This window comes from Hydrogenophaga sp., from assembly GCF_026125825.1.
Lineage (GTDB): Bacteria > Pseudomonadota > Gammaproteobacteria > Burkholderiales > Burkholderiaceae_C > Hydrogenophaga.
Map to the genome: position 1 here is coordinate 43,906 of NZ_JAHCKK010000008.1, position 25,529 is coordinate 69,434.

The following is a 25,529-nucleotide window of genomic DNA, read 5'->3' on the forward strand; positions in this document are numbered from 1 at the left end:
CTGTCTCCATCGTCGATTTAATTAGGTAACCTAAGCAAATCCATTGTACGAATGAAAACCGAGAATCCTCCACCTGGGCGACGCACGCCCGATGCCTGGCGCCTGGACAACGCGGGCCGCGTGCTGGGCAATGCCGTCACGCGCTTCGAGTCGCGCGTGCTCGAACTCATGGCCGCCGCCGGCCATGCCGACACGCGGCTCTCGCACGTGAACCTGACCCGCCACCTCGATCTGGCGGGCACGCGCATCACCGAGCTGGCGCGCCGCGCGCGCATGACCAACGCGGCCATGACCGAGTTGATCGACCAGTGCGAACGCATGGGACTGGTGGTGCGCGAGGCCGACCCGGCCGACAAGCGCGCCCGCACGGTGCGCTTCACCGAGGCGGGCCGCGAGTGGCTCAAGGCCTTCGGCCTGGCGGTGAAAAAGGCCGAGCGGGAGCTGCTCAAAGACATTGGCCCCGAGGCAGCGCAGGTGCTGCTTGCGGGCCTGGCGCGCTACGGCGGCACGGTGGAGTCCATCCGCGTGGCGCCAGCACCGATCAGTCGATCACGACGTTCGCGTCCTTGACCAGCTTGCCGAACTTCTCGGTTTCGGCCTTGATGGTCTGCGCCATCTGCTCCTGGGTGTCGCCGATCGGGTCGGCGCCAATGTCGGCCATGCGCTGGCGGAACTCGGGCGACTTGATGATTTTCACCATCTCGCTGTTCAGTCGTGCCTGAATGTCCTTGGGCGTGGCCGCCGGGGCCAGCACGCCGAACCAGGTGCCGATGTTGAACCCCTTGAGCCCGGCCTCGTCCAGCGTCGGCACATCGGGCAGCGCGGGTGAGCGCGTCGCGGTGGTCACGGCCAGCGGGCGCAGCTTGCCCGCCTTGATGTGGGGCAGCACCGGCGTGATGGTGTCGAACGTCATCAGGATCTGGCCGCCCAGCAAGTCCGTCGCCAGCGGGCCGCTGCCCTTGTAGGCGATGTGCGTGAGCTTGGCGCCGGTGTTGTTCTGGAACTGGGTGCCGATCAGATGCTGGGCGGTGCCGTTGCCGTTGGAGCCGTAGTTCGCCTTCGCGGGGTCGGCCTTGAGCAGGGCCACGAGTTCGTTCACGTTCTTCACCGGCGTGGTGGCGTTGACCACCAGCACATTGGGCACCATGGCGATGGTGGTGAGGGGCGCCAGGTCTTTTTGGAAGTCGTAGGGCAGCTTCTTGTAGACGCTGGTCGCGATGGTGTGATGCACCGCGCCCACCAGCAGCGTGTAGCCATCGGGGCGGGACTTGGCCACGAAATCGGCGCCGATGGTGGCGCCCGCGCCCGGCTTGCTCTCGATCACCACCGGCTGCCCCAGGCTCTGCTGCAGCCGCTCGCCCAGCGCACGGGCCAGCACGTCGGTGGTGCCGCCGGCCGGAAACGGCACGATGAGCGTGATCGGGCGGGCGGGCCAGGCCTGGGCCATGGCGCCCGTCGCGCTCAGCGTGGCAGCCAGGGCCACGCCCTGCATGAGTCGTCGGCGCGAGAAGGGGCGAAGGAATGTCATGTCGGTCTCCTGTTGGCACTGTGTGCCTGTGTGTCGCCGGGCGAACCGCCAGGTCGTTGCGCGGGATGCGCGAAATCAAGCCAGAGATCCCATGCACCGCTCAGCGATCGCGCAGCGGCGCAGGGGGCGCCCACCTCAGGCGGCCTTGCGCTGCAGGCTGGCGCCCAGCAGCTCACACACGGCCTGGGTCACTTGTGCCGTGGTGGCCTTGCCGCCCAGGTCGCCGGTGTGCAGCGCGGGGTTGGCCGTGACCTGCTCGATCGCCTGCATGAGGCGTTGCGCGGCGTCGAATTCGCCCAGGTGCTCGAGCAGCATCACGCAACTCCAGAAGGTGCCCACCGGGTTGGCCAGGCCCTTGCCCATGATGTCGAAGGCCGAGCCGTGGATGGGCTCGAACATCGAGGGATAGCGGTGCTCGGGGTCGATGTTGCCGGTGGGCGCGATGCCCAGGCTGCCGGCCAGCGCGGCGGCCAGGTCGCTCAGAATGTCGGCGTGCAGGTTGGTGGCGACGATGGTGTCCAGCGTGGCGGGGCGGTTCACCATGCGGGCGGTGGCCGCGTCCACCAGTTCCTTGTCCCAGGTCACGTCCGGAAACTCCTGGGCGATCTGCAGCGCGATCTCGTCCCACATCACCATGGCATGGCGCTGGGCGTTGCTCTTGGTGATCACGGTCAGCAGCTTGCGGGGGCGCGACTGCGCCAGCTTGAATGCGAAGCGCATGATGCGCTCCACGCCCACGCGGGTCATCATGCTCACGTCGGTGGCGGCTTCGATGGGGTGGCCCTGGTGCACGCGGCCGCCCACGCCGGCGTACTCGCCTTCGGAGTTCTCGCGCACGATCACCCAGTTCAGGTCTTGCGCCTTGCAGCGCTTGAGCGGCGCGTCAATGCCGGGCAGGATGCGGGTGGGCCGCACGTTGGCGTATTGGTCGAAGCCCTGGCAGATCTTCAGGCGCAGGCCCCAGAGCGTGATGTGGTCCGGAATGTGCGGATCGCCCGCCGAGCCGAACAGGATCGCGTCCTTCTCGCGCAGCGCGTCCAGGCCATTGGCCGGCATCATCTCGCCGTGCTGGCGGTAGTAGTCCCCGCCCCAATCGAAGTCCTCGAACTGGAATCGGAAGGCATGGCTGGTGGCGGCCAGCGCCTGCAGCACCTGCTGGCCGGCGGGCACGACTTCCTTGCCGATGCCGTCGCCGGGAATGGTCGCGATCGCGTAGGTTTTCATGGCTCTTTCTCAGGTGGGTGGGGTCGATGCAGGGACTGTAGGGAATCGACGGTTCGACGAAACACCGCTAAAGTGAATCCATCGTTAACCTGCATTCAACAGTGAGCGTCCCATGAGTTCCGCCATCCAGCCCGCCGACCTCGGCTTCTTCTCGGTGCTCGCCAGCGCCGGCAGCCTGAGCGCTGCCGCGCGCGAACTCGGCATCACCACGCCGGCGGTGAGCAAGCACCTGGCTCAGATGGAAGCGCGCGTGGGCGTGGCCCTGCTCAACCGCACCACGCGGCGCATGAGCCTCACGCCCGAGGGCGAGGTGTATCTGCAGCATGCGCGCCGCATCCTCGGCGAGATCGACGACATGCAAGAGCTGCTGGGGGTCTCGCGCTCCACCCCCACCGGCCTGCTGCGCGTCAACGCCACGCTGGGCTTTGGCCGCAGCCATGTGGCGCCGCTCATCTCGCGCTTCGTGCGCAAGCACCCGCAGGTGGAAGTGCAGCTGCAGCTCTCGGTGAACCCGCCGCCCCTCACCGAGGACGCCTTCGACGTCTGCATCCGCTTCGGCGCGCCGCCCGACTCGCGCATGATCGCGCGCCAGATCGCACCCAACCGGCGCCTGCTCTGCGCCTCGCCGGCCTACTTGGCCCGGCACGGGCTGCCCAAGGTGCCGAACGACCTCACCCGGCACAACTGCATCGGCATCCGCCAGGGCGAGGAGGCCTATGGCGTGTGGCGCCTGTCGAGCGGGCGCGGCAAGAGCGTGACCACCGAGGCCGTGAAGACGCGCGGCAACCTGACCACCAACGACGGCGAAATCGCCGTCAACTGGGCGCTGGATGGCCATGGCATCCTGATGCGCGCCGAATGGGACATCGAGCGCTACCTGCGCAACGGACGGCTGGTGCAGGTATTGCCGCAGTACTTCACGCCCGACGCCTCCATCCACGCGGTCTACCCCCAGCGCCACCAGCTGGCCGCGCGCGTGCGCGCGTTTGTCGACTTCGTCACCCTCTCCTTCTCTCAGCAGATCGCGAGCGGGCGCAGCAAACCCACCACCTGAGGGCTGCCCGGCGCGATTGTGTCGCTGGGGTTAACGGCGCCTTAACTTCGGCGTCGATCGAGGCCCCGTTTCGTCTCTACATTGCGCACGGTACCCCCGGACACACCACCCCACACCAGGAGACGGCAGAGGTGACCTCAGCCACCGACGACCAGGGCGCGCGCTTCGTGCCCGACATTGCGCCCCCCATCGCCGCCACCCGATCGCCCCGCGTGCGACTGCCCGACGGCGCCTGCGATTGCCATGCCCACGTCTTCGGCCCGCCCGAATGGGCGCGCCTGCTGCCCCAGACGCATTTCCGGCCTCACGAATGTCCGCTGCCCGACTACCTGCGCATGCTGCGCGTGCTCGGCGTGCACCGCGCGGTGCTGGTGCAACCCAGCGTGTACGGCACCGACCACTCGCTGATCGCCCAGGCGCTGCGCCACCCCGGCTTCGAGCTGCGCGGCGTGGCCGTCGTCGATCCCGGCATCTCCACGGCCGAGTTGCAGGTCATGCACGACCAGGGCTTTCGCGGCGTGCGCGTCAATACCGCCTCCGCCACGCCCGGCCTGCAGCTGCGGCACGTGCCCACCCTGGCCGATCGCATCCGCCCTCTTGGCTGGCACCTGCAGTTCTTCGTCGACTTCCAGCGCCAGCCCGAGCTGGCCGAACAACTCGCCGACCTGGACATCCCCATCGTGATCGACCACTTCGGCAAGGTGCCCGCCAGCGGCGGCTTGGAGTCGCCGGCCGCGCGGGCCTTGCTGGCGTTGCTCGCCCGGCCCCACTGCTGGGCCAAGCTGATGGGGCCGTATTTCATTTCCAGCGATTTCCCGCAGCACGCCGACGTGGACGCGCTGGCCCGGGCCATGGTGGCCCTCGCTCCCGATCGCCTGCTCTGGGGGACCGACTGGCCGCACCCCAGCGCGCGCCACCAGATGCCCAACGACGGGGACCTGGCCGACATGCTCGCGCGCTGGGTGCCCGACGAAGCCACCCGGCATCGGATCCTGGTGGCCAATCCCGCGCGGCTGTACGGCTTCTGACCCACGCCCGCCCTTCGTTCTTTCATTCCACAACAACAGGAGACCTCCATGAAACTGGTTCGAGCAATCGCACTCGCCACCCTTGCCTTGCTGGCCACCGGCGCCATGGCGCAGGACAAGTACCCCTCCAAGCCGGTCAAGCTGGTGGTGGGCTTTCCACCCGGCGGCGGTGCCGACGTGGTGGCCCGCCTGATCGGCACGCACATGAGCGCGGCCCTGGGCCAGCCCTTCGTGATCGAGAACAAGGGGGGTGCATCCGGCTTCATCGCCGGGTCGGCCGTCGCGCAGGCACCGGCCGACGGCTACACCCTCCTGCTGGGGCATGTGAATGCGCTGGCCATCGCACCACCGGCCTCGTCCAAGCCACCCTACGACGCCCTCAAGGACTTCACCGCCATCGGCTACATCGGCTTCGCGCCCAACGTGCTGGTGGTGAACCCCAAGGTCACGCCGGTGAAGACCTTGAAGGAACTCACCGAACTCGCCCGGGCCAAGCCCGGCGAACTCACCTTCGCCTCGCCCGGCGTGGGCAGCGCCAACCAGATCGCGGGCGTGATGTTCATGAACGCCGCGAAGATCTCGATGACGCACGTGCCTTACCGGGGCAGCGGCCCTGCCATCACCGACCTGCTGGGCGGCCAGGTCTCGATGAACTTCGATGCCATGACCTCCGTCACCGGCTACATCAAGGAAGGCCGCATGCAACCCCTTGCCGTGACCACCCGCGAGCGCAACCCGCAACTGCCCGAGGTGCCCACCATGCAGGAGCTCGGCGTGAAGGACTTCGACGTGTCCATCTGGTACACGCTGATGGGCCCGGCCAACCTGCCCAAAGCCATCACCGCGCAACTCAACGAAACGCTCAACGAGGTGCTGCGCAAGCCCGAGCTCAACGAACGCCTGCTCTCGCTGGGCGTGACCAGCAAGGCCATGACGCCCGAACAGGTCACGGCCATGCTGCGCACGGACATCGGCAAATATGCCGCCGTGATCCGGCAGAACCACATCCGCATGGACTGAGCGCCGCATGCCGCACACGCCCGAACAGCAACTCGTGCGCTTCTTCCATTTCCTGGACGCACGCCGCTACGACCGCCTGCTCGACCTGATGACGCCCGACGCCTACTGGCTGCGCCAGGGCCAGCCGCTGCGGGGGCGCGAGCAGGCGCTGCAGACCCTGCAGGGCCGCCATGCCGGCATGCGCGTGCGCCACGCGGTGACCAACGTCGTGTGCGACGACGACGAACGGGACCCCGTGTGGCAGGCCCATGCCGAGGCGCTGGCCATCGGGGCTGCCCACGACAGCGTGTTCACCTCCCACTACCTCACCGCCTACCGTTTCGACGACCCCGCCGACCAGGCGCCCCCCTGGCGCATCCCCGGGCCACACAAGTTCTCGGTCGTGCACACGCGCTTCGTGCGCGCGCAGGAAGGCTGGCGCATCGCCGCGCAGCTGATGCTGCCGGAGTTCGTGTTCGACGCGCACGCCTGACCCCGGCACCTCCCCCATCTGTGCATCGGTCTGCGGGCCGTCGCGCATAGACTGGCATGACCGCCATCCAACGGGAGGGACTGCACCATGGTGGACCACAGCAGCGCCGACCAGATCCCACCCGAGCTGGTGCAGGCCATCCGGCAGACGCAGGCCGAGCGCGAGCGCCTGCGGCAGGCGCATCCCGAGCTCTTCGCCGCTGTGTCGGCGGCCATGTTCCACCGCGATCCGGTCGAGATCAACTACCACTTCAACACCGACGAATACGACGCGGAAGCGGGCACGGTGATCCCCAGGCTGAAGGACTGTGCGTCGGCCGGGGAAGTGGCCAACGTGCTGCACGAAGAGTTCGTGCGCTGGTTTGGCGCCGAGACGGCCGGCCCACGCGAGCGCTACCTCCCCCTCTCGGAAGACATCTGGGCGATGTGGACGGGGCGAGCCAGCTGACCCGCCAGGCGCGCGAGGGTATCCAGCGCGCGGCATTGCCTATATTCTTCGTCAGGGCCCGGCACTGCCGCCGCCCGCCCGCCTTTCCCGACAACCACGCAGGAGACCCACATGATCGACAAGGCTCAGGCCGACATGGCCAAAACACTCTGGGACCAGTCCAAGGCGGCTGCCCAGCAGGCCCATGAGGCGTGGTGGATGGTGCTGAAATCCCAGAAGGCGCTGCTCGACTCCATGCGAGGGGTGGGCTTGCCGTTCGAGGTGGCCGCCGATCAGTTCGAGAAACTGATGCAGTTCCATGCCGAGCAGCACAAGGCCGCGCTGGATCACATGGACAAGATGTCCGTCGACTTCGGGCGGGCCGTCGCGAAGCAGAAGAAGTAGCGCGACCCGCGTTCGCCCCCGTGCCGGGGCATGCGGCCCCAGACTGGCTCGACATCCTGGTCGAGCAACCTGGCGCGCGCCTGAGCCACGGGAGACGTCAATCCACGTCCTGGACCAAGGCCACGTTCGTCGACGACAGTGGCTCGTGCTGAGCGTGCAGCCAATCCCGCATCCAGCTCGACCACTCAAAGAACCGATCGGCCGTGACATCGTCAATGGACTGGAACCCGTGTTGGTCGGCCACCTCCGCCACAAGCCGTCCCTTCTCGGCCGAGTACGCCACGGTCGTGGTGCTCTGAATGACCCCGTGTGCGTCGAGCGCGAGGAAAACAATCTTGACGGGTGGTCGGTGGTCCGCCAAGCGCTTGACGGCTTCATCCTTCCTGCCGGACGCAAAGGCTTCCAGCACCGCGCCCAGGTCAGGGAATTGCCTGAGATAGGCGGCCTTTTGATCCGTGGATGCTTTGTACACGGTGCCGACGCCCAGCTCAGGCGGTGTCAGCCGGGCACCAGGATTCACCCCCTTCGGGGCAGCGCTAGCGACCGGGTTTAAATTCGAAGCAGAGAGATTGGCACTTTTCATCATCCGGCAAGTATTCGCCTTGCGCGGGCAACGAGGAAGATGTCTATCCGTGGTGACCAGCAATGAGAACGAACCGCCCACTCCAGGCAACGAGACGCACCCCGATCACCGAAGGGCTGCCGCACACCCAAATAGAGACGCCGCTGGCCAGCGCATGATCTTCCGGGGCTTCGAGGTGATCCTCGACGCCTGAGCCAGGCGCTCAGGCGCCTGCCGCGCAGTGCCGCGGCAGGAAGTCCACCAGCCACTTCATCTGCACGGCGTCGTGCGCGTCCACGCCATCGAGCACCAGCACGCCCTGCGCGTCCCCGGCAGGCGCCACGCGCACCGCGTGGTTGCCGGTGGTGGCGTCCTTCTCCACCACGGCCGCAGAACGCTGCAACGCCACCTGCACCGGCTCGCGGTCGCGCAGGAAACGCCGGGCTTGCGCCTGCAGCACGCAGCCCGGCAGCAGCTCGTAATGCCAGTGGTGGTCGAGCTGGCGCCGGTGGCCCAGGTGGTGCATGGCGCCCAGGGCCTTGTCCAGCGCCATGTCGTGGCTGAGATGGAGCGCGCCATCTTCGCTGGGGTAGCCGTCGGCGCAGGCCACCAGCAGCGCAGCCAGCGCCAGCAGCAGCCCCCGCCTCACTCTTCGCGGCCGCCGGCGATGCCCAGCAGGGCCAAGAGGCTCTGGAAGATGTTGAACAGGCTCAGGTACACGCCCAGGGTGGCGGTGATGTAGTTGGTCTCCTCGCCGTCGCGCACGCGCTTGAGGTCATAGAGGATGAAGGCCGAAAAGATGCCGATGGCCAGCACCGAGAGCGTGATCATGAGCGCGCTGGACTGGATGAACACGTTGGCGATGCCAGCCACGATCAGCATGATCATGCCGATGAACAGGAACTTGCCCATGTTGCCCAGGTCGCGCTTGATGACGGTGGACAGCGTGGCCATGCCGAGGAAGATCGCACCGGTGCCGGCGAAGGCGGTCATGATCAGGCCCGCACCGTTGGCCAGGCCCAGCACCGAGCCGATCAGGCGCGAGAGCATCAGGCCCATGAAGAAGGTGAAGGCCAGCAGCACGGGCACGCCGGCGGCGGAGTTTTTGGTCTTTTCGATCGCGAACATGAAGGCGAAGGCGCCCCCCAGGAAGACCGCGATGCCCAGGAAGCCGGTGAGCGGCGCGGTGATGCCGGTGACGACGCCCAGCCAGGCCCCCAGCACGGTGGGGATCATGGACAGCGCGAGCAGCCAGTAGGTGTTGCGCAGCACGCGGTTGCGTTCTACGGCCACGGCCTGCCCAGCGGCGGCGGGAGAAGAAAGGTCGAAATGCGGGTTCATGGGAGTCCTTGAAAAAACAAAGGGTGGTTGAAAGAAAGAGAAAGCGGGATCAGGCGCCCGGGCGGGCCACCAGGGCCTGCCGCCTGGCCCGGGCGCGGATGTTGAGCCCCTCGACCGCCAGCGAGAAAGCCATGGCGGCGCAGATGTAGCCCTTGGGCACTTCGCGGTCGAAGGCTTCGGCGGTGAGCGCCATGCCGACCATCACCAGGAAGGCCAGGGCCAGCACCTCGACGGAGGGGGGGGCATCCACGAAATTGCCGATCGGCCGCGCCGCCACCAGCATCACGCCGACCGAGGTGACCACGGCGGCCACCATCACGCTGATCTGGTCGACCATGCCCACGGCGGTGATGACCGAGTCGAGCGAGAACACGATGTCGAGCGCGGTGAGCATCGCAAACGCGATCCAGACGTTGGGGTCGGAGAGCAGTTCCATGGAACGGGGCGCCAGCGGTCTGGCGGAAAAGGGACACCTGGGTGCCGCAGCGGCCTCAGGGCCGCGCGGCGGAAACGGTCAGGCGAGGGCGGGCAGGCCGCGGGGCGGGCGCTGAAGCCCGTCGAGCACGGGCGGCGTGAGGTCTTGCGCCGCGGGCGGCGAAGGCGTGCGCAGGTGTTCGCCCGGGGCGGACGTGGCAATGGGCACGTCCAGGCATTCGGGCAGGTCGGCCTGGGCGTCGGCCAGGCCATGCTCAGGCCAGTGATCGGCGCTCAGGCCCTCGTCGGTCGCCGGTTGGGCGGCGGCGGCGGCCGCCTCGATCACCAGGCTTTGCGCGTGGGCGGCCTCGAGGGCCTCCCCCCCATGCGAAGGCCCGAATGCCCACGCACCCGCACTCAGGAAGAGGTGCAGGGCGAAGACGGCGGCAAGCCAAGGGCGCATGGTCGGGCCAGTATACCGGCGCACTTGCCCGAACGTGTGGTCAGCGGGCCGCAGCGCGGCGCGCGGCCTGGCCGTGCTGCAACCGTGCCATGGCCAGGGCGGCGCAGGCCGAGAGCGCCAACATCAGCCAGCCCAGGTTCACGGCGCCGTCGTGCGGCACCAGGCCCACCACGAAGCCGCCCACCGCGCCCATGAGCTGCTGCATCAGGCCGGCCACGGCGGCGGCCGCACCCGCCAGGGCCGGCAGCAGGCCCACGGTGCCGATGAGCGTGGGCGGCACCAGCAGGCCGTGTCCCATGCCCAGCAGCAGCAGGGGCAACGAGAGCGCCAGCGGCGTGTCCACCCCGGCCAGCGCGAGCGCGAGCATGAGGCCGATGCCCAGCAACGAGCTGCCCTGGCCCAGCCGCATCACCGTGCGTTCGCCGATGCGGTGCACCAGGTGGGTGGTGAGGTAATTGCCGACGATGTAGGCCAGCGGCACCATCATGATGTGGTAGCCGATGCCCGCCGGGCCCACACCGTAGCTGCCGAGCACGATGGGGGCGCCCGCAAGGAAGGCGTAGAAGGTGGCGGTGGTCATGGAGAGCAGGGCCACGTAAAGCAGGAAGCCTGGCGCGCGCGCCAGTTGCGCGTAGGACGAAGCCATGTCGCGCAGCCAGTGCGTCTGCTGCGCATCGGCCGGGGCGGTGTGATCGGGCAGGCCGCGCCAGGCAGCGACGAACAGCACGAGGGCCAGCCCCGTCAGCAGCACGAAGTTGGCCTGCCAGCCCAGGCGCACGTGGAGTTGCCCGCCGATGATGGTGGCCAGGGGCGGGACCAGGCCCATGGCCATGCCGATGTAGGCCATCACACGGGTGCGCTCGGGGCCGTCGAACAGGTCCTGCACCATGGCGCGGCCCACCACCATCCCGGCCGCGCAGCCGGCGCCCTGCAGCACCCGCGCAGCGGTGAGCATGAGCAGATCGCCCGCGAGCGCGGCCAGCAGCGAGCCCAGCCCGCCCAGGGCAATGCCGAGCAGCAGGATCTTCTTGCGCCCGAGCCGATCGGACAAGGGACCGTACAGCAGTTGCAGCCCGCCATACGCCACCACGTAGCCGCTGAAGGTGAGCTGCACCGCGGCCTGGTTGGAGCCGAAGATCGCGCCCCACCCCTGCATGGACGGGATGCAGATGGTCATGGCCAGCAGGCCAAAGGCGAGTTGCGCGACGAGGTTGGCGATCAGGGCGCCGTGGCGGGGGGCGGTCATGGGTCTGGGTCTTGGCGAAAGGCAACCGGGCATGGTGCCACAAAGCCTCTGGCCACTGGGGCGGCGAGGTCGGGTGCGCCGGTCATTCGGTCGCTGGCCGCTCGCGCCCGGCTCACCGGGCGCACGCGAGGCTGGAGTGCGCCGATCTGTTGCTGCCCCACCCCCGGCCCGCCGCGACACCGAAAAGAGAAAAAACCGCGAGACAAGTCCCGGGGAGAGGAACCCTGGAGGCACTGCAAACTCATGCCACTAAACTCAAAGGCCCATGCACGTCTCCCTGATCTTCCTCGTCGCCCTCCCCTTCCTGGGCAGCCTGCTCGCCGCGCTGCTGCCCGCGAACGCGCGCAACACCGAGTCCACACTGGCTGGCGCCATCGCCCTCTTCTGCACCGTGCAGGCCGCGATGTACTTCCCTGAAGTCGCCGCCGGTGGCGTGATCCGGCAGGAGTTCGTCTGGCTGCCCTCGCTCGGCCTGAACTTCGTGCTGCGCATGGACGGCTTCGCCTGGATGTTCTCCATGCTCGTGCTCGGCATCGGCTCCCTGGTGGTGCTGTATGCGCGCTATTACATGTCGCCCGACGACCCGGTGCCGCGCTTCTTCTCCTTCCTGCTCGCCTTCATGGGCGCCATGAGCGGCGTGGTTCTCTCGGGCAACCTGGTCCAGCTGGTCCTCTTCTGGGAACTCACCAGCCTCTTCTCCTTCCTGCTCATCGGTTACTGGCACCACCGCCGAGACGCGCGCCGCGGGGCGCGCATGGCCCTCACCGTGACCGGCGCGGGTGGCCTGTGCCTGCTGGCCGGCGTGCTGGTGCTGGGCCACATCGTGGGCAGCTACGACCTGGACGTGGTGCTGCTGGCCGGCGACGTGGTGCGCGCCCATCCGCTGTACAGCACAGCGCTCATCCTCATCCTGCTGGGCGCGTTCACCAAGAGCGCCCAGTTTCCGTTCCAGTTCTGGCTGCCGCACGCCATGGCCGCGCCCACCCCGGTCTCGGCCTACCTGCACTCAGCCACCATGGTCAAGGCCGGCGTGTTCCTGCTGGCCCGGCTTTGGCCGGTGCTCGCGGGCACCGACGAGTGGTTCTGGATCGTCACCTGCTCGGGCCTGATCACGCTGCTGATCGGCGGCTTCGCGGCCATCTTCCAGAACGACCTCAAAGGCCTGCTGGCCTACTCGACGATTTCGCACCTGGGCCTGATCACCACCCTGCTCGGGATGAACAGCCCGCTGGCCGCGGTGGCCGCCGTGTTCCACATCATCAACCACGCCACGTTCAAGGCCTCGCTGTTCATGGCGGTGGGCATCGTCGACCACGAGGCCGGCACGCGCGACATGCGGCGCCTCTCGGGCCTGGCCCGCTACATGCCGGTGACCGCCACGCTCACCGTGGTGGCCGGCGCGGCCATGGCCGGCGTGCCGCTGCTCAATGGCTTCATCTCCAAGGAGATGTTCTTCACCGAGGCCGTCTTCGTGAGCGCAGCGCCCTGGTTCCAGCGCGTGCTGCCCACGGCGGCGGTGATCGCCGGCATGTTCAGCGTGGCCTATTCGCTGCGCTTCACGGCGCGCGTGTTCTTCGGCCCCGACACCTGCGCGAGCCTGCCGCGCGTGCCGCACGAGCCGCCACACTGGATGCGCGTGCCGATCGAGGTGCTGGTGCTGGCCTGCCTGGTGGTGGGCATCGTGCCGCAATGGTCCATCCAGCACATCCTGGGCACGGCCGCCTCGCCCGTGGTGGGCGGCGCGCTGCCCGAGTTCGACCTCGCCGTCTGGCATGGCTTCAACCTGCCGCTGTGGATGAGCCTGCTCGCGCTGGCCGGCGGCATCGCGCTGTACCTGCTGCTGCGCAGGCCCCTGCAGAGCGGGCGCATCCGGCGCGCGCCGCTGGTGGGCCTGTTCAATGGCAAGCGCCTGTTCCACCACACCATGGCCCGGCTCACCGCCGCCGCCCGCAGCGCCCTGCGCCTGCTGGGCACGCGGCGCCTGCAGCCCCAGCTGTTCCTGCTGGTGCTGGTGACCGTGGCCGGCGCGGTGGCCGCCTTTCGCATGGCGGTGCCCAACCCGGTGCTGTCGCCTGGCGAGCGCACGCTGCTGCCGTTCTCGCCCATGTTCGCCCTGCTGTGGGTGGTGGGCGTGGGCGCGGCCGTCGGTGCGGTCTGGCAGGCCAAGTACCACCGGCTCACCGCGCTGGCGCTCATGAGCGTGTCGGGCCTGACCACGGTGATCACCTTCGCCTGGTTCTCCGCGCCCGACCTCGCGCTCACGCAGCTCTCGGTCGAAGCGGTGACCACGGTGCTGATCCTGCTCGGCCTGCGCTGGCTGCCCAAGCGGCTGGAGGTGCAGGACCACAGCGAACCGCTGTGGGAACGCACCAAGGCCCGGGCGCGGCGCTCGCGCGACCTGCTGCTGGCGCTGGCCGCAGGCGCCGGCATGAGTGGCCTGTCCTACGCGGTGATGACGCGCGACTTCCCGCAGAGCATCTCGCCCTTCTTCCTGGAACGCGCGCTGCCCGAAGGCGGTGGAACCAACGTCGTCAATGTGATGCTGGTGGACTTCCGGGGCTTCGACACGCTGGGCGAGATCACCGTGCTGGGCATCGTGGCGCTCACGGTGTACGCGCTGCTGCGGCGCTTCCGGCCCGCGCCGGAGAGCACCGAGCTGCCACCGCAACAACTGGCCCTGCCGGCCGACCTGGACACCGACCTGGTGAACCCCCAGCTGGCCGAAGACACCGCCAAGGGCTACCTCATGGTGCCGGCGGTGCTGGTGCGCCTGCTGCTGCCGATCGCGGCGGTGATCGCGGTCTACCTCTTCATGCGCGGCCACAACGAGCCCGGCGGCGGCTTCGTGGCCGGGCTGGTGCTCTCCACCGCCTTCATCCTGCAGTACATCGTCTCGGGCACGCAGTGGGTCGAGGCCCACATGCAGCTCATGCCGCAGCGCTGGATCGCCGCCGGCCTGCTCACCGCCACCGCCACCGGCCTGGGCTCGTTCTGGTTCGGCTACCCGTTCCTGACCACGCACACGGCCCACCTGCACCTGCCGCTGCTGGGCGAAATCCACGTCGCCAGCGCGCTGTTCTACGACATCGGCGTTTTCACCCTGGTGGTGGGCGCCACCCTGCTCATCCTCACCGCGCTGGGCCACCAGTCGGTGCGCGGCCACCGCCAGGCCAAAGTCGCCGAGCAGGAAACCCAGCAAGAAGGAGCCCCCTGATGGAACTCGTCATGGCCATCGCCATCGGCGCCCTCACCACCTGCGGCGTGTGGCTGATGCTGCGCCCGCGCACCTACCAGGTCATCATGGGCCTGTGCCTGCTCGGCTATGGCGTCAACCTGTTCATCTTCAGCATGGGCCGGCTCTCCGTGGACAGCGAACCCGTGCTCACACCCGGGCTGGAAGCCACGCTGCTGCAGTACGACGACCCGATGCCGCAGGCCCTGGTGCTCACCGCCATCGTGATCGGCTTCGCCATGACCGCACTGTTCCTGGTCGTGCTGCTTGCGCAGCGCGGCTTCTTCGGCAATGACCACGTGGACGGACAGGGGGACGCGGAGTGACGGGAGGACCGATCCAGGCGATCACCGCGGCGCTCATGCCGCATTTGATGATCGCGCCCATTCTGCTGCCCCTGGTCACGGCCTGCGTGCTGCTGTTCCTGCGCGATCGCCAGCACCGCACCAAGGCCACCATCAGCCTGAGCGCCACGGTCATCAACCTGGCGGTGGCCGTGGCGCTGCTGGTCTGGAGCAAGCAGGGCGAGGGGCCCAGCGCGTTCGGCGTCTACCTGCCGGGCAACTGGGACGTGCCCTACGGCATCGTGCTCGTGCTCGACCGCCTCTCGGGCCTCATGCTGCTGCTGGCGGCGATGGTGGCCCTGATGGCGCTGCTCTTCGCGCTGGCGCGCTGGCACAAGGCCGGAGCGCATTTCCATCCGCTGTTCCAGATCCAGATCATGGGCCTGAACGGCGCCTTCCTCACGGGCGACCTCTTCAACCTCTTCGTGTTCTTCGAGGTCATGCTGGCCGCGTCCTACGGCCTGCTGCTGCACGGTTCGGGGCCTTCGCGCGTGAAGGCCGGCTTGCAGTACATCTCGATCAACCTGGCCGCCTCCTCGCTGTTCCTGGTGGGCGCCTCGATGATCTACGGCGTCACCGGCACGCTCAACATGGCCGACCTGGCCGCGCGCATTCCCGACGTGGCCTCGGCCGACCGCGCGCTGCTGCACGCCGCCTGCGCCATCCTGGCGGTGGCCTTCCTCGCCAAGGCCGCGATGTGGCCGCTCAACTTCTGGCTGGTGCCCGCCTACTCCAGCGCCAGCGCCCCCTCGGCGGCGATGTTCGCGCTGCTCACCAAGGTGGGCATCTACGTCTTGCTGCGGCTCTCGACCCTGCTCTTCTCGCCCGAGGCCGGCCATTCGGCGGGCTTTGGCAGCGAGTGGCTGGCCTGGGGCGGCATGGCCACGCTGGCCTTTGGCGCCATCGGCATGCTGGCCTCGCAACGGCCCGCGCGGCTGGCGGGCTTCTCGGTGATCGTGTCCTCCGGGACCTTGCTCGCGGTGCTGGGCTTCGCGCGGCCCGAACTCACCGCCAGCGCGCTGTATTACCTGCCCAGCTCCACCCTGGCGGTCGCGGCCTTCTTCCTGCTGGCCGAACTGATGGACCGCTCGCGCACCGACCCGGCGAGCCAGCGCGCGCCGGAAGATGAAGAGGACCACCTGCCGTTCGCCCTGGCCGACCTGGAGATCGCCCGGACCGCCAACCTCGACGAGGACGAGGAGGTGCTGATCGGTCGCGCGATTCCCGCGACCACCGCGCTGCTCGGCCTGGCCTTCATCTGCTGCACGGTGCTCGTGGCCGGATTGCCGCCGCTCTCGGGCTTCATCGGCAAGTTCGCCATGCTCTCGGCGCTGCTCCCGCTGCAAAGCGGCACCCCGGCCGTGAGCGCGGCCAGCTGGACGCTGATGGTGCTGGTCATCACCTCCGGCCTGTTCGCGCTGGTGGCGCTCTCGCGCACCGGCATTCGCTTCTTCTGGGCGCCGATGGAGCGTGGCGGGCACATGCTGCGTGTGGCCGAGTACGTGCCCATCGCCGTGCTGATCGGCCTGTGCGTGCTGTTCACGGTGCGCGGCGAGGCGGTGATGCGCTACGCCGCTGCCACGGCCAGCTCGCTCTACCACCCGCGCGGCTACATCGACGCCGTGTTCTCGGCCAGGCCGCTGCCCACCGCCACCAACGCCGAGCGCCTGGGCGTGCCCGTGCCGGAGAAGCAGCCATGATGCGGCGCCTGTTTCCCGCCCCTCTGCTGTCGCTGGCGCTGGTTGCGCTGTGGCTGGTGCTCAACAACCCCTACAGCCTGGGCCACTGGCTCATGGCCCTGGTGCTGGGCTTCGCGGTGCCGCTGCTCACGCAATCGCTGCGCCCCACGCCCGTGCGCTTCAGACACCCCTGGGTGGCCTTCAAGCTGTTCCTGCGCGTGGGCGTGGACGTGATCGAGTGGAACTGGCGCGTGCTGCGCGGCACGCTGGGCCGCGGCGAGCGCATGCCCCAGGGCGGCTTCATCACCGTGCCGCTGGACCTGCGCGACCCCAACGGCCTGGCGGTGCTGGCCGCCATCATGTGCGTGATCCCGGGCACCATCTGGTCCGAGATCGCGCTGGACCGCAGTGCGCTGCTGGTGCACATCTTCGACCTCAAGGACGCGGCGCACGAGATCGCGCTGATCAAGCAGCGCTACGAGCGTCCCCTGATGGAGATCTTTGAATGAGTCCCTTCCTCTTCGGTGCCATCGTCTTCACGCTGGCCTGCTATGTGCTCGCCATGGCGCTGGGCCTGCTGCGCCTGTACCGCGGCCCCACCGCACAGGACCGCGTGCTTGCCATGGACCTGATCTACACCATCGGCATGCTGGTGCTCATGGTGCTGGCGATCCGCTACCGCAGCGCCATGTACTTCGAGGCCGCGCTGCTGATCGCCGTCTTCGGCTTCGTGAGTTCGGCCGCCATGGCCAAGTTCCTGCTGCGCGGCGAGGTGATCGAATGATGATGCCCGCCGGTGTCTCGCTCTGGGCCGAAATCCCGGTGGCGCTGCTGCTGATCCTCAGCGGCATCTTCACGCTCACCGCCGCCATCGGCGTGGTGCGCTTCAAGACCTTCTTCCAGCGCATGCACCCGCCCGCGCTGGCGTTCAGCTTCTCGGCCTGGTGCGTGACGCTGGCCAGCATCGTCTATTTCTCGGCCCAGGACGAGCGGCTCTCGCTGCACGCCTGGCTGATCATCATCTTCCTCTCGCTCACGGTGCCGGTCACCACCATCCTGCTGGCGCGCACCGAGCTGTTCCGCCGCCGCATCGGCAACCCCGGCGAGGGCGAGATTCCGCCCTCGCTCAGCCACGTCGTCCCCCGGCCGGCCGAAAGCGACGAGGCACGCACCAGGGGCTGATCGGGCGCTCAGCCCTTGAGGTGCGCCCTGAGCAGGCGCGCGAATTCGCCCGGCCGCTCCACCGGCGGGAAGTGGCCGCAATCCAGCGCCACCATCCGCCCTTGCGGCAGCGCCCGAGCCAGGGCCTGCTGCGCCTCCAAGGGGCACAGCGGGTCCTGCTGACCCGCCATCACCAGCGTGGGCGCATGCACCCGGGCCAGGCGCTCGCCCAGGTCCGCGTCGCGCAGCACCGCCACCGCGCCCGCGTAGCCCACAGGGTCCATGGTCTCGAACACGGTTCTGAGCGTGCCGATGACCGGATCGCCCGTCGCCCGAAACCCGGCGCTGAACATGCGCTCCACCATCGGGCCGGCCAACGGCGCCATGCCGTCGCGCAGGGCGGCATCGCGCCTGGCGTCCCAGCCCGTGGGCGGCGGCGCCACGCGCGGTGCGGTGGAACTCACCGCCACGCGATGCACGCGGTCCCCGGCGCGCTCGGCCAGCGCCAGGGCAGCCATGCCGCCGAGGGACACGCCGCACACATCGAAGCGCGCCACGCCCAGCGCGTCGGCCAGCGCAAGGAGGTCGTCGGCCAGCTCGTCGATGCGGTAGTCGCCCCCGGGCGCCGCGCTGCCGCCATGGCCGCGCAGGTCGGCGCACAGCAGCGGCATGTCCAGGTGGGGCCGCAATGCGTCCCAGAACCGCAGCGAAGCGCCGATGGGGTGCACCAGCATCAGCGGCAGGCCGGTGCCTTCGGTGCGTTCGCTGTGCAGGATGGGGCTCTGGCTCAAAAGGATCTCCTCAGGTGTCGAGTTGGGGGTATTCACGAAGCTGGGCGGTGAACGCCGAGAGGAATGCGCGGGCCGCATCACCGGCCTGCGTGCCCTGGCGGGTGATGGAAAAGAAATCAAGCGGGACCTCTGGGCCTGTCATCACGGCCACGTTCACCGCGTAGCGGCTGCAGGCGCCCTGCACGAAGGCCGGCATCACCGCCGCGCCATATCCGGCCTCCACCATGGCCACCACGCTGTGCAAGTTGTTGAACGTGGTGCGGGCCTCGCCGGCGCGACCCATGTCGCGCAGCCGCTGGTCGATCAGCTGCTGGATCGGGTTGGCCACCGGCAGGCCGATGAGCGGCAGCTCGGCCAGGTCGGCCCAGCTCACGCGGCCACGCGGCAGGCGGCGGGACCTGCCCGCCCCGGTGGGCCACTCGCGCGGGCTCACGCACACCAGCGGCAGCGACAGCAGCCGCTGGCGCCGGATGCCCGAGCCGGCCTTGAACAGGATGCCCAGCGCCATGTCGACCTCACCCGAGAGCACCATGGCCTCGATCTGGCTCCGCTCCACGTCGCGCACCACCACCTCGATGTCCGGGTGCGTGCGCTTGAGCGCCTGGAGCACCACCGGCATCACACTGGAGCACACCAGCGGCGTGGCGGCCACGGAGAGCGAGCGCGCCACGTCAACCGAAAGCCTGTGCAACCGGTCGGAGACCTCGGCCCACTCGCGCAGCATCCGCTCGGCCACCGGCACCAGCTGGCGGCCACCCTCGGTGAGCGTCACCGAGCGCGTGGTGCGGTCGAACAACCGCACGCCCAGCTGCGACTCCATCTCGCGCAGCAGCAGACTCAGCCCCGCCTGGGAGAGATGGATCCGCTCGGCCGCGCGCGTCACGTTCAGCAGCTGCGCCACCGCCACGAAGGCCTGCAATTGACGGGTACTCACATTCATAAGAGATGCCTATCAATCCATTTCACAAACAAACTTCACACACGGAGCGCATGGTGATGCAATTCAGTTGATGTTGCAACCTTACCAAGAAAGACGCCGCCCCATGGACCGAAAAACCCGCATCGCCATCTCCGGCGCCGGCATCGGCGGACTCACCGCCGCGCTGGCCCTGCTGCAACGCGGCTTCCAGGTGGAGGTCTACGAGCAGGCCAGCGTGTTTGGCGAGGTGGGCGCGGGCATCCAGCTCAGCGCCAATGGCACGCGCTGCCTTTTTGCGCTCGGGCTGCAGCAGGACGTGCTGCGCAGCGCCAGCCAGCCCAGCGCCAAGGAGATCCGCCACTGGAGCACAGGCAACACATGGCGCCTGTTCGACCTGGGCGCAGAGTCCGTGCAGCGCTACGGCTCACCCTACCTGATGATGCACCGCGCCGACCTGCACGCCGTGCTGGTGCGCGCCATCCGGGCGATCCGGCCCGAAGCCCTGCACCTGGGCGCGCGGCTCCTTGAACTCACGCAGGACGGCGACGGCGTGGAGCTTCGACTGGAAGACGGTTCGGTGCGCCGCGCCGATGCCCTGATCGGCGCCGACGGCGTGCATTCCCGCGTGCGGCAGGTGCTGCATGGCGACGACGACCCGCGCTACACCGGCTGCATGGCCTGGCGCGGCGTGATCCCTGCGGCCACCCTGCCGGAGCACCTGCGCCGCCCTGTCGGCACCAACTGGGTCGGCCCGGGCGCGCACGTCATCACCTACCCGCTGCGCAATGGCGAGCTGATGAACTTCGTCGGCATCGTCGAGCGCACCACCTGGCAGAAGGAGTCGTGGACCGAACAAGGCACGGTCGACGAATGCCGCGCCGACTTCCAGGGCTGGCACGGCGACGTGCTGACCCTGGTGGAGCGCCTCGGCACCCCTTTCAAATGGGCGCTGATGGGGCGCACGCCGCTGGCCCAATGGGGGCGCGGGCGCGTGACGCTCCTGGGCGATGCCTGCCACCCGACACTGCCCTTCCTGGCCCAGGGCGCCATGATGGCCATCGAAGACGGCGTGGTCCTCGCGCGCTGCCTCGATGGTTGCCCCGACGATCCGGCCACCGCGCTGCGCCGTTACGAGCGGCTGCGCCACGCGCGCACGTCGGCCATCGTGCTCAAGTCGGCCGAGAACACCCGGCGCTTCCACAACCCGGCCCTGGCATCGGCCGAGGGGGCGCAGACCTACATCGAAACCGAATGGGCGGCCGACAAAGTGCGCGCCCGATACGACTGGCTGTTCGAGTACGACGCGCTGTCGGTCGACGTGGGAGCGCAATCCGTTCCCGAAGCGGCATGACAAATAGCACCGCACCGGCATCGCGTCAAGCGAGGTTCCGACATGTTGCAACATCAACTCAATACTGGCATTGTCCGAATTGAGTTGCTATTGCAACCATCTAGCACCGACATTTCTCAGAGAAGCGAATGCGGTGCGACCGGTTCGACGACACCGTTTCATCCACCCCAGGAGACCGACATGATTCAACGACGCACCCTGCTCAAGACCGGCACCGCCATGGCCTTGGGCGCCCCTGCTTTCCTCTCCCATGCCCAGCAGGTGGTCACGCTCAAGTTCCACACCTTCATGGCGCCCACGTCCAACGTCTGGACCCTGATGCTCAAACCCTGGATGGAGAAGGTGGAGAAGGATTCCAACGGCCGGATCAAGTTTGAGGTGTACCCGGCCATGCAGCTGGGCGGCACGCCGCCGCAGCTCTACGACCAGGCCCGCGACGGCGTGGCCGACATCATCTGGACACTGCCGGGCTACTCGGCCGGCCGCTTCCCGCGCGGCGAGGTGTTCGAGATGCCTTTCATGATGACCGAGGCCAAGGCCACGTCGCGGGCTTACTGGGAGTACATCCAGACCAACGCACCCGACGAATTCAAGGACACCAAGGTGCTCGCCCTGCACGTGCATGGCCGGGGTGTGTTCCACACGGCCGACAAGCAGATCCGGTCCCCGGCCGACCTCAAGGGCATGAAGGTGCGCGCGCCCAGCCGCCCGGTGACGAGCATGCTGGCCTCGCTCGGTGCCACGCCAGTGCCCCTGCCCCTGCCGGCCACGCCCGACGCCCTCTCCAAGGGCGTCATCACCGGCCTGGCCATGCCGTGGGACGTGGTGCCCTCGGTCAAGGTGCACGAGCTGACCAAGTTCCACAGCGAGTTCCCGGCCACCAGCCCGGCGCTGTACACCGGCACCTTCGTGATGGCGATGAACCGCGCCAAATACGACAGCCTGCCGCCCGACCTCAAGCAGGTGATCGACGCGAACTCCGGCATCGAGACCTCGGCGCTGTTCGGCAAGATCACGCAGGACAGCGATGCCATCGGCCTGAAGGCCGCCAAGGACCGCGGCAACACCATCATCACCATCGGAGCGGCCGAGACGCAGGAGTTCATCAAGCAGTCCTCGCACGTCGAAGAGGCATGGGCCGCCGACATGACCAAGCGCGGCTACGACGGCCCCAGGCTGCTGGCCTCCGCCAAGAGCCTCATCGCCAAGCATTCCAAGAGCGGCGCCTGACGCCCCCCGCCCCCCACGAGACAGGAGAAAGCCATGTTCGTCCTCAACACCTGGTACATCGCCGCATGGGCGGAAGATGTGACCGACAAACCCTTCCCCCGCCGCATCTGCAACGAGGCCATCGTCTTCTTCCGCGACAAGCAATCGGGCAAGATCGCCGCGCTCGCCGACATGTGCTGCCACCGCGGCGCGCCGCTGTCGCTGGGCACGGTGGTCGAAGAGGGCATCGAGTGCGGCTACCACGGCGTGGTGCACGACTGCTCCGGCAAGTGCGTGCACATCCCGGGACAGGACCGCATCCCCGAAAAGGCCAAGGTGCGCGCCTACCCCGTGGTGGAAAAAAACGAGTTCATCTGGATCTGGATGGGCGACCCGGCCCTGGCCGACGAGCGCCAGATCGTCGACTACCCGTACAACGACGACCACCAGAACTGGCCCCACAAGCACGGCTTCTATCACATCAAGGCAGGCTACATGCTGATGGTGGACAACCTGATGGACCTCACCCACCTGGGCTACGTGCACAAGACCACCATTGGCGGCAACCCGATGACGCACGTCAAGGCCGAGATGGACGTGACGCGCGACGAAAAGAGCCTGAAGTACGTGCGCTGGATGATCAACTCCGTGCCGCCCCCCACCTACACCAAGGCGGTGGATTTCGGCGGCAGCAACGTGGACCGCTGGCAGGAGTTCGCGTTCTCCGCCCCCAGCAACATCCTGCAATGGAGCGGCGCGGTGAAGACCGGTACCGGCGCGCGCGAGCACGGCCACCGCGACGGCGGCTTTTCGCTGCGCATCTTTCACGGCCTCACACCCGAGACCGACGACACCTGCTTCTACTTCTTCACGCCGGCCAATGGCTACAAGCAGGACGACCCGCAAGCCACCGAGCTGCTGTTCGACCACATCGCCGAGGCGTTCATGGAAGACAAGATCTTCTGTGAAGGCCAGCAGGCGCGCATCCATGAGCGCGGCGAGAAGCACCTGGTGGACATCGTCTCCGACGCCACGCGCGTGCAGCTGCGCCGCATCATCAAGCGCATGTACGACGAGGAACAGACCCAGTCCGCCCCCGTCAGTGCGCCCACGCGCCACGAGATTCCCATCGCGGTGACGCGGTGAGGGTTCTCGATCGCTGGTTCGAGGTCGCCACGCCCGAGGGCCGCATGAACACCTTCACGGCCCGCCCGGGTGTCGGTGGGCCGTTCCCGACCGTGCTGTTCTACATGGACGCGTTCGGGCTGCGCGAGGAGCTCTACGAGATGGTGCGGCGCCTGGCCTCGGCCGGGTACTTCGTGGTGGCGCCCAACCTCTACTACCGCCGAACGCCCCACTTCGCCACCGACAGTTCGCCCGAGGGGATGGCCCGGCTGTTTGACATGATGGGCCACCTCACGAACGCCGGGGTCACCCGCGACACCGGTGCGGTGCTCGACTGGCTGCCGTCGCAGGCCGACGCCATCGCCACGCGCGTGGGCGCTGTCGGCTACTGCATGAGCGGCCCATTCGTCATCGCCGCCGCCGCGGCCTTTGCGGACTCACTGGCCTGCATCGCGGCCATCCATGGCGCCAAGCTCGTCACCGACGAGGCCGACTCACCCCATCGGCTGGCAAGCAAGTTGCGGTGCGAGGTCTACGTGGGCTGCGCCACGAACGACAAATGGGCGGCCCCCGAGGTGATTGCCCAGCTGGAGGACGGGCTCAGGCAAAGCGGCGCACCGCACCAGGTGGAGTGGTATGAGGGCACGCAGCATGGCTTCGTGTTCCCCCTGCGCACCGGCATCTACGACGCCATCGCCGCCGAGCGGCACTGGAGCCGCCTGCATGCGCTCTTTGCCAGGCACCTGCTCGCGTAGGCCCTCAGGCGGTCTTCTTCTTGCGCGAAGCGGCCGGGCTGGGGCTGTCCAGCGGTGGATCGTATTCGTTCACGTAAGGAATGTTGGCGGTGGTGCGCACCAGCAACCCCAGCAGCGTTTCCACCTCCTCGGCCGACAGGCCCTTGAGCAGGCGGCGCTCGCGCTCCAGCGCGGTGCGGATGATCTCGTCGTGGATGGTGTAGCCCTGGGGCGTGAGCTCCAGCGTGCGCCGGCGGGTGCTTTCGGGGTCTTCCTCCACCGTGAGGTAGCCCTTGGCCTCGAGCTTGCGCATCTCGCGGCTGACAGCGCCTTTGTCCAGACCGATGATCTGGCAGATTCGCACGGGCGAAATGCGGGGCTCGACCGCCAGCATGGCCATCACACGCCATTCGATGATGCCGATGTCGTAACGCTTGAGGTACAGCCGCGAAGCCCCGCTGGAGAGCTTGTTGGCGAGCACCGTGAAATAGAAGGTGACGTAACCGGAGAGGTTGAGCACCTTGCGCCCTTGTCGCACCACCGTGTTGCCGCGCCGAGTCGCCATCGTGAATCCACTTTCCGCGTGATTGAACCAAGGCCGTACTGTACCTTCCCCCCACGCAGGGCCCGCTGCCCGGGCGCGCTACAGCGACTGGGCAAAGGCGGCGAGATCGGCGCACAGCAGATCGGGCGCCTCGTACCCGGGAAAGTGGCCGCCGTGCGCGTATTCGGTCCAGCGCTCGACGCGGTACACGCGCTCCACCAGCGAGCGAGGCGGCGCGGGGAACGCGGGGTCGCGCATCGCGGCCACGGCGACCGGCACACTCACGCGTCCGCCGGCCGGAAAGCCCGGTGCGCCCTCCACGGCCAGCCCGCGGTAGATCAGCGTGGACGACGCGGCCGTGCCGCTGACCAGCTGCAACAAGGTGTTGAGCACCAGGCGGTCCTGCCACTCGGGTTGACCGATCTTCTCGCCCGGGCTGCCCAGCGCCGGGTCGGACCAGGCCATGAACTTCTCGGCCTGCCAGGCCAGCAATCCCACCGGGCTGTCGGCGAGCAGGAAGGCCAGCGTGTGCGGCCGCGAGGTCTGCTGGCGGAAGTAAGCGCCATCGTCCTCAAAGCGCTCACGGAATCCCGCCAGCCATTGCTGTTCCTCGGGGCCCTGCACCGCGCCAGCCACAAAGCGGGGACTGATCATGCTCATGTGGATGCCCGCAACCGGTCCGGGGAAATCATTGCCCAGCCAGCTGGCGAGGATGGCCCCCCAGTCCGACCCGTGCGCCACATAGCGCGGGTAGCCCAGCACCTCGGTCATGAGGGCATGCACCGCGTGCGCCATGGCGCGCGGCCCCAGCAAGGTGGTGGACTTGTCGGAGAAGCCGCAGTTGGGCAGGGAGACCACCACCACATCGCGCCCCTGGGCCAGCGAGGCAGCCGCATCCAAGTACTCCAGGTAGCTGCTCGGCCAGCCGTGCATCAGCACGAGCGGCAGGGCCGAAGCGCCCCCGCTGCGGTGGTGCACGAAATGCAGGCCCAGGCCAGCGGCCTGGGCGCGGTACTGCGGCTGCCCGTTCAGGCGCCGGAGCTGGCCCGCCATGTCGAAGCGGTGCAGCCAGTGATCCACCAGCGTGCGCAGGCCGGCCTCGTCCATGCCCAGTTTCCAGGGCTCGCCCTGGGGCAGCTGCGGCCACGGAAAGTCGGCCAGGCGCTGCGCGATGCGGTCGAGCGTGGCCTGAGGCACTTCGATCTGGAACCGTTCGGATGGCGTCATGGAATCTCCTCTTTCGGACACAAGAAAGAT

General features: G+C 68.3%; 29 protein-coding genes. 17 read left to right on the plus strand and 12 right to left on the minus strand.

Annotation, left to right across the window (positions count from 1 at the left end):
* The first annotated feature begins 51 nt into the window (after positions 1–51).
* A complete protein-coding gene (locus KIT86_RS05220) occupies positions 52–570 on the plus strand; it encodes a MarR family transcriptional regulator (RefSeq protein WP_297395654.1) in 519 nt (172 codons plus the stop codon).
* On the opposite strand, the gene KIT86_RS05225 is transcribed toward KIT86_RS05220, so the two are convergent.
* Positions 542–1,528 carry a tripartite tricarboxylate transporter substrate binding protein gene (locus KIT86_RS05225; protein WP_297395655.1) on the minus strand — a complete coding sequence of 329 codons (987 nt, stop codon included), beginning with the start codon at positions 1,526–1,528 and terminating at the stop codon, positions 542–544. The two genes, KIT86_RS05220 and KIT86_RS05225, sit on opposite strands and share 29 nt — an antisense overlap.
* 135 nt (positions 1,529–1,663) lie before the next feature.
* Complete coding sequence (locus KIT86_RS05230) at positions 1,664–2,752, minus strand: tartrate dehydrogenase (protein WP_297395657.1); 1,089 nt, start codon at positions 2,750–2,752, stop codon at positions 1,664–1,666.
* 112 nt (positions 2,753–2,864) lie between these two features.
* Here KIT86_RS05230 and KIT86_RS05235 point away from each other — a divergent pair, with 112 nt between their 5' ends.
* The 6 genes from KIT86_RS05235 to KIT86_RS05260 all read left to right on the plus strand — a co-directional run bounded on the left by KIT86_RS05235 (position 2,865) and on the right by KIT86_RS05260 (position 7,157).
* On the plus strand, positions 2,865–3,806 hold the full coding sequence (locus KIT86_RS05235; RefSeq protein ID WP_297395660.1) for a LysR substrate-binding domain-containing protein: 942 nt from the start codon (positions 2,865–2,867) through the stop codon (positions 3,804–3,806).
* Between the two features lie 131 nt (positions 3,807–3,937).
* Complete coding sequence (locus KIT86_RS05240; protein ID WP_297395662.1) at positions 3,938–4,834, plus strand: amidohydrolase; 897 nt, start codon at positions 3,938–3,940, stop codon at positions 4,832–4,834.
* Positions 4,835–4,882: 48 nt separating this feature from the next.
* Positions 4,883–5,854, plus strand: a complete 972-nt coding sequence (locus KIT86_RS05245; protein ID WP_297395664.1) for a tripartite tricarboxylate transporter substrate binding protein — start codon at positions 4,883–4,885, stop codon at positions 5,852–5,854.
* A 7-nt stretch (positions 5,855–5,861) separates the two neighbouring features.
* Positions 5,862–6,326 carry a nuclear transport factor 2 family protein gene (locus KIT86_RS05250; protein WP_297395666.1) on the plus strand — a complete coding sequence of 155 codons (465 nt, stop codon included), beginning with the start codon at positions 5,862–5,864 and terminating at the stop codon, positions 6,324–6,326.
* A gap of 87 nt (positions 6,327–6,413) precedes the next feature.
* Entirely contained in the window at positions 6,414–6,773 is a 360-nt protein-coding gene (locus KIT86_RS05255) for a hypothetical protein (RefSeq protein WP_297395668.1), read from the plus strand.
* A 111-nt stretch (positions 6,774–6,884) separates the two neighbouring features.
* Entirely contained in the window at positions 6,885–7,157 is a 273-nt protein-coding gene (locus KIT86_RS05260) for a hypothetical protein (protein WP_297395670.1), read from the plus strand.
* Between the two features lie 97 nt (positions 7,158–7,254).
* Here the strand turns inward: KIT86_RS05260 and KIT86_RS05265 are convergent, their stop codons facing one another.
* The 6 genes from KIT86_RS05265 to KIT86_RS05290 all read right to left on the minus strand — a co-directional run bounded on the left by KIT86_RS05265 (position 7,255) and on the right by KIT86_RS05290 (position 11,183).
* Positions 7,255–7,743, minus strand: a complete 489-nt coding sequence (locus tag KIT86_RS05265) for a hypothetical protein (RefSeq protein ID WP_297395671.1) — start codon at positions 7,741–7,743, stop codon at positions 7,255–7,257.
* Between the two features lie 199 nt (positions 7,744–7,942).
* Positions 7,943–8,368 carry a hypothetical protein gene (locus tag KIT86_RS05270; RefSeq protein WP_297395673.1) on the minus strand — a complete coding sequence of 142 codons (426 nt, stop codon included), beginning with the start codon at positions 8,366–8,368 and terminating at the stop codon, positions 7,943–7,945.
* Positions 8,365–9,060, minus strand: coding sequence for a Bax inhibitor-1 family protein (locus KIT86_RS05275; RefSeq protein WP_297395674.1), 696 nt, complete (start codon positions 9,058–9,060; stop codon positions 8,365–8,367). Before KIT86_RS05275 ends, KIT86_RS05270 begins: the two co-directional genes overlap by 4 nt.
* Positions 9,061–9,109: 49 nt before the next feature.
* A complete protein-coding gene (locus KIT86_RS05280; protein ID WP_297395675.1) occupies positions 9,110–9,496 on the minus strand; it encodes a hypothetical protein in 387 nt (128 codons plus the stop codon).
* A gap of 78 nt (positions 9,497–9,574) precedes the next feature.
* Positions 9,575–9,937, minus strand: coding sequence for a hypothetical protein (locus KIT86_RS05285; RefSeq protein ID WP_297395676.1), 363 nt, complete (start codon positions 9,935–9,937; stop codon positions 9,575–9,577).
* A 40-nt stretch (positions 9,938–9,977) separates the two neighbouring features.
* Entirely contained in the window at positions 9,978–11,183 is a 1,206-nt protein-coding gene (locus KIT86_RS05290; protein WP_297395678.1) for a Bcr/CflA family efflux MFS transporter, read from the minus strand.
* 265 nt (positions 11,184–11,448) lie between these two features.
* Here KIT86_RS05290 and KIT86_RS05295 point away from each other — a divergent pair, with 265 nt between their 5' ends.
* From KIT86_RS05295 to KIT86_RS05320, 6 genes are read left to right on the plus strand one after another with little or no spacing between them, the layout of a single operon-like run.
* On the plus strand, positions 11,449–14,397 hold the full coding sequence (locus KIT86_RS05295; RefSeq protein ID WP_297395680.1) for a monovalent cation/H+ antiporter subunit A: 2,949 nt from the start codon (positions 11,449–11,451) through the stop codon (positions 14,395–14,397).
* Positions 14,397–14,741 (plus strand): Na+/H+ antiporter subunit C, encoded by a 345-nt coding sequence (locus tag KIT86_RS05300; protein WP_291116838.1) that lies wholly within the window; start codon positions 14,397–14,399, stop codon positions 14,739–14,741. Before KIT86_RS05295 ends, KIT86_RS05300 begins: the two co-directional genes overlap by 1 nt.
* 47 nt (positions 14,742–14,788) lie before the next feature.
* Complete coding sequence (locus tag KIT86_RS05305; protein ID WP_297395682.1) at positions 14,789–16,459, plus strand: monovalent cation/H+ antiporter subunit D; 1,671 nt, start codon at positions 14,789–14,791, stop codon at positions 16,457–16,459.
* Entirely contained in the window at positions 16,456–16,947 is a 492-nt protein-coding gene (locus KIT86_RS05310) for a Na+/H+ antiporter subunit E (protein ID WP_297395684.1), read from the plus strand. The genes KIT86_RS05305 and KIT86_RS05310 overlap by 4 nt, the downstream gene beginning before the upstream one ends.
* Positions 16,944–17,222: a K+/H+ antiporter subunit F gene (locus KIT86_RS05315; protein WP_297395686.1), complete on the plus strand. Its 279-nt coding sequence runs from the start codon at positions 16,944–16,946 to the stop codon at positions 17,220–17,222. Before KIT86_RS05310 ends, KIT86_RS05315 begins: the two co-directional genes overlap by 4 nt.
* Positions 17,219–17,620, plus strand: a complete 402-nt coding sequence (locus KIT86_RS05320) for a Na+/H+ antiporter subunit G (protein ID WP_297395688.1) — start codon at positions 17,219–17,221, stop codon at positions 17,618–17,620. Before KIT86_RS05315 ends, KIT86_RS05320 begins: the two co-directional genes overlap by 4 nt.
* A gap of 8 nt (positions 17,621–17,628) precedes the next feature.
* Here KIT86_RS05320 and KIT86_RS05325 read toward each other — a convergent pair whose 3' ends face one another.
* Entirely contained in the window at positions 17,629–18,390 is a 762-nt protein-coding gene (locus KIT86_RS05325; protein WP_297395690.1) for an alpha/beta fold hydrolase, read from the minus strand.
* Between the two features lie 10 nt (positions 18,391–18,400).
* Positions 18,401–19,330, minus strand: a complete 930-nt coding sequence (locus tag KIT86_RS05330; RefSeq protein ID WP_297395692.1) for a LysR family transcriptional regulator — start codon at positions 19,328–19,330, stop codon at positions 18,401–18,403.
* 103 nt (positions 19,331–19,433) lie between these two features.
* Here KIT86_RS05330 and KIT86_RS05335 point away from each other — a divergent pair, with 103 nt between their 5' ends.
* From KIT86_RS05335 to KIT86_RS05350, 4 genes are all read left to right on the plus strand, one after another.
* Positions 19,434–20,660, plus strand: a complete 1,227-nt coding sequence (locus KIT86_RS05335; protein ID WP_297395695.1) for an FAD-dependent monooxygenase — start codon at positions 19,434–19,436, stop codon at positions 20,658–20,660.
* Between the two features lie 180 nt (positions 20,661–20,840).
* Entirely contained in the window at positions 20,841–21,890 is a 1,050-nt protein-coding gene (locus KIT86_RS05340) for a TRAP transporter substrate-binding protein (RefSeq protein ID WP_297395698.1), read from the plus strand.
* Between the two features lie 33 nt (positions 21,891–21,923).
* Positions 21,924–23,015, plus strand: coding sequence for an aromatic ring-hydroxylating dioxygenase subunit alpha (locus KIT86_RS05345; RefSeq protein ID WP_297395700.1), 1,092 nt, complete (start codon positions 21,924–21,926; stop codon positions 23,013–23,015).
* Complete coding sequence (locus KIT86_RS05350) at positions 23,012–23,749, plus strand: dienelactone hydrolase family protein (RefSeq protein ID WP_297395703.1); 738 nt, start codon at positions 23,012–23,014, stop codon at positions 23,747–23,749. The genes KIT86_RS05345 and KIT86_RS05350 overlap by 4 nt, the downstream gene beginning before the upstream one ends.
* 4 nt (positions 23,750–23,753) lie before the next feature.
* Here the strand turns inward: KIT86_RS05350 and KIT86_RS05355 are convergent, their stop codons facing one another.
* Both KIT86_RS05355 and KIT86_RS05360 read right to left on the minus strand, forming a co-directional pair.
* Positions 23,754–24,293, minus strand: a complete 540-nt coding sequence (locus KIT86_RS05355) for a MarR family transcriptional regulator (protein ID WP_297395706.1) — start codon at positions 24,291–24,293, stop codon at positions 23,754–23,756.
* Positions 24,294–24,371: 78 nt separating this feature from the next.
* A complete protein-coding gene (locus KIT86_RS05360; protein WP_297395709.1) occupies positions 24,372–25,499 on the minus strand; it encodes an epoxide hydrolase family protein in 1,128 nt (375 codons plus the stop codon).
* Between the last annotated feature and the right edge of the window lie 30 nt (positions 25,500–25,529).